At 36.3% G+C, this 3,715-nt stretch carries 3 protein-coding genes; all 3 read left to right on the top strand.

Features of this window, described 5'->3' with window-relative positions:
• On the top strand, positions 1-804 hold an 804-nt coding region (locus tag F6K54_RS41755; protein ID WP_293090379.1), incomplete at its 5' end, for a transposase.
• A 250-nt stretch (positions 805-1,054) separates the two neighbouring features.
• Positions 1,055-1,789, top strand: a complete 735-nt coding sequence (locus tag F6K54_RS41750; protein WP_293090378.1) for a cytochrome c biogenesis protein CcdA — start codon at positions 1,055-1,057, stop codon at positions 1,787-1,789.
• Between the two features lie 151 nt (positions 1,790-1,940).
• Positions 1,941-3,314, top strand: coding sequence for a cytochrome c biogenesis protein (locus F6K54_RS41745; RefSeq protein WP_293090377.1), 1,374 nt, complete (start codon positions 1,941-1,943; stop codon positions 3,312-3,314).
• The last annotated feature ends 401 nt before the right edge of the window (positions 3,315-3,715 follow it).

The raw sequence follows: 3,715 nt of genomic DNA, 5'->3' as shown, positions 1-3,715 counted from the left end.
TGTAATATTAACCAAGTTCGTATTGTACCGAAGCTAAATTGCTATGTTATAGAGGTTGTTTACACTGTTTGTGATGTAGAGCCAAAACAATCTAATTACGTTGCAGGTATTGATTTAGGATTAACTAATTTAATGGCTATAACTTCAAATCAACCAGGCATAAAACCTCTGTTGATTAATGGTAGACCTTTAAAAAGTATCAATCAAAATTTTAATAAGAAACTGGCTAAAGCTCAATCTAAAAAAGCTTGGCGACAAATAAAGGAACTTAATTTCAAGGGGGATAACCGAGTTAACAATTACCTACATACAGCCAGTCGTAGAGTGATTAATTGGTGTGTAAAAAATGACGTTTCTACTTTAGTTATTGGTAATAATCAAGGTATGAAACAAAACATCCAAATCGGCAAACGCAATAATCAGCAATTCACCAAAATACCTCATGGTCGATTAATTGAGATGTTGATATATAAAGGGCACTTAGCAGGAATTAAAGTAGTAATTACTGAAGAAAGTTATACCAGTAAAGCAAGCGCTTTAGATGGTGATGAGTTACCAAGATATACACCAAACTCTAAATCTAAATATAGTTTTAGCGGTAGACGCACGAAGAGAGGTTTATACAAAACTGCCAGTGGTAAATTAATCAATGCGGACACCAACGGAAGTATGAATATAGCCCGAAAAGTAATTCCCAATGCTTTTGAGGGAATAGAGGAGCCAGTGCGTTGCGGGGGTTCCCCCCGTTGTAGCAACTGGCGTGGATTGCCGTTTATCCCGCTCCGTTTTAGACCTATGGACTAAGATTACTAACGTATATGTCTAGTTGTGTCTATTTATTGGTAGATATCTACAGATTTATACGAGCGGTTTGAATCTTGATCCAATTAAAGGAAGTGTCAAAATATTAAGTATTCCAGCCTTCATGGCAAAAAGGCAAGAAGTTTTGCGTGTCTCATACACAGAATATTCAGCTTCTGCCTTCCTATAACTTCTGACACTCAAGCAAATATTTTAGTTCTACTTAAGATAAATAGAGTAATCAATCATAACTATGGAAACTTTTCTGACTTTACTTTACGAGACTACTCAATATGCAAATACTATAGTGAAGACTCAACTCATACATCTCAGTTGGGTCAGTTTGATAATTATATTTGTAGCTGGTTTACTTACCAGTTTGACTCCCTGTATGCTTTCGATGTTACCAATAACTATTGGTTATATTGGCGGATATGAAGCTAAGAGTCGTCTCCAAGCTGCTGTTCAATCTACTTGGTTTTCTCTAGGATTAGCTACAACTCTTGCAGGTTTAGGAATTTTGGCATCATTACTGGGAAAAGTATATGGTCAAGTTGGTATAGGATTGCCAATTATTGTTAGTATAGTTGCTATTTTAATGGGTCTTAATTTACTAGAAGCATTGCCATTACCTATGCCTTCTTTTGACAGTATGGGATGGATATCTCAAGATTTACCTAAAGGAATACGTTCATATTTATTAGGTTTAACATTTGGTTTAGTTGCATCTCCCTGTAGCACTCCCGTATTAGCAACATTATTAGCTTGGGTTTCTACGACTGGAGACTTGGTTTTAGGAGGGGTTTTATTGCTATTTTATGCTTTTGGTTATGTAACGCCTTTGATATTAGCAGGTGCTTTTATAGCTAATCTTAAAAACTTTTTAGAGCTGCGAAAATGGTCTAGTTGGATTACACCTGCTAGTGGTATTTTATTAGTTGGTTTTGGTTTATTTTCACTGTTATTTAGAATAGTACCAGTCACCTGATAATCAATAATTAATAATTAATAATTAATAATTGGATAATTCAGGTTTGAAATCTACCTTTTTAAGGGGATAAAATCAAAAAAATCCCCTACCGCATCAATCCCTTTATTTTAAGAAGGGGTAATTATTAAAGCTGATAGGAATTAAATTAATGGATGCTAAAGATTCAGAATTAGGCTGGAGGTTCAATCCTCTCAAAATATTTAGAAGAGAAATATTGCCATTATTGGCTGATTTAAGGTTAGCGATCGCTCTACTATTAGTAATTGCTATAAGTAGCATTTCGGGCACAGTTATAGAACAAGGTGAATCAATAAATTTTTATCAGGAAAATTATCCTGAAAAACCAGCATTATTTGGATTTTTGACTTGGAAAGTAATTTTGTTATTAGAGTTAGACCATGTCTATCGTACTTGGTGGTTTTTATCAATATTAGTTTTGTTTGGAGCAAGTTTAACGGCTTGTACTTTTACGCGACAAATGCCAGCCCTAAAGTCTGCTAATCGCTGGAAATTCTATAATAAGAAACAACAATTTGAAAACTTAGCATTAAGCACAGAAATAGAAAAAGCTTCCCTAGATTCCCTAGAAAAAATACTACAGCAACGTGGTTATCAGGTATTTCAAGAAGGAGATAAACTTTATGGGCGAAAAGGAATTATTGGCAAAATTGGCCCCATAATAGTTCACGCTAGTATGTTGATTATTTTAGCTGGGTCAATAGTTGGTTCAATGACCGGATTTATTGGTCAAGAAATAGTGCCGAGTGGAGAAACATTTCAAATTAAAAATATTGTGGATGCTGGAATTTTTGCCGAATCACAAATTCCTCAAGATTGGTTGGTGCGGGTAAATCGTTTTTGGATTGACTATACTCCAGAAGGAGCAATTGACCAGTTTTATTCAGACCTATCAATATTAGATAAAAATGGTTCCGAAGTTGATCGGAAAACTATATTTGTCAATCAACCGATGAGATATCATGGGGTGACAATGTATCAGGCAGATTGGGCGATCGCTGCAGTTCAAGTCAGAGTTAATAGAAGCCCTGTTTTTGAGTTACCAATGGCCAAATTAAATACAGCGGGAGGGGGCAGAATTTGGGGAACTTGGATTCCGATTAAACCAGATTTGAGTGAGGGTGTATCTCTACTGGCAAGAGATTTACAAGGAACTGTATTAATTTATGATGCCACTGGTAAATTAGTTGCTAGTGTGCGTGAAGGAATGTCTACAGAGGTTAATGGGGTAAGGCTATTTGTTGACAAGATTATAGGTAGTACGGGTTTACAAATAAAAGCTGACCCTGGAATTCCTATTGTTTATTTAGGTTTTGGTTTATTGATGTTGAGTGTGTTGATGAGTTATGTTTCTCACTCGCAAATTTGGGCTTGGCAGGAAAGCGAGCGGGTTTATATTGGGGGTAAAACTAATCGTGCTAGTGTGGCCTTTGAACGGGAAATGTTGGATATTTTAGATAGATTAGATCGTAGACCTTCTGCAAAAGTGGCTGATACAGTATGATGGGACTACTCAGTCGCGATCGCTAACTCTCAACAGACGTACTGCTATACTTTTTTAAACAATAATAAAAGTTAGATCAACTCAGGCCGAATTCTACTATTGAGTTAGAACCCACATTCCGCACCACAAAATGTAGTACAGAAGAAGGAGTCAGGAGACAACCCACCCCTCGCCCCTCCCCTTCCCAACCCACCCCTAGCCCCTCCCAGGAGGGGAGGGGAAGACAGGAGACAGAATTTGAGAAGAAAATCATGACTGCCGTGATTGAGTAATCAATCAAAGAAGTATTTATGCGTAAATTTTTTACTCGGAATTTGATGAACGAAAAAAGTAATTGAGATGATTTGCATAGTATAAACACCTACCAAGATACAAATTTATATACTACTTTTAATGATACG

The organism is Okeania sp. SIO3B5 (assembly GCF_010692555.1).
Classification (GTDB): domain Bacteria; phylum Cyanobacteriota; class Cyanobacteriia; order Cyanobacteriales; family Microcoleaceae; genus Okeania.
Note: the sequence above shows the minus strand (reverse complement) of the source record. Positions and strands in the feature narration are given on the sequence as shown.

What these genes read in the sequence shown, in the direction of transcription:
- F6K54_RS41745 (WP_293090377.1), top strand. Translation starts at nt 1,941, where the DNA reads ATGGATGCTAAAGATTCAGAATTAGGCTGGAGGTTCAATCCTCTCAAA.
- F6K54_RS41750 (WP_293090378.1), top strand. Translation starts at nt 1,055, where the DNA reads ATGGAAACTTTTCTGACTTTACTTTACGAGACTACTCAATATGCAAAT.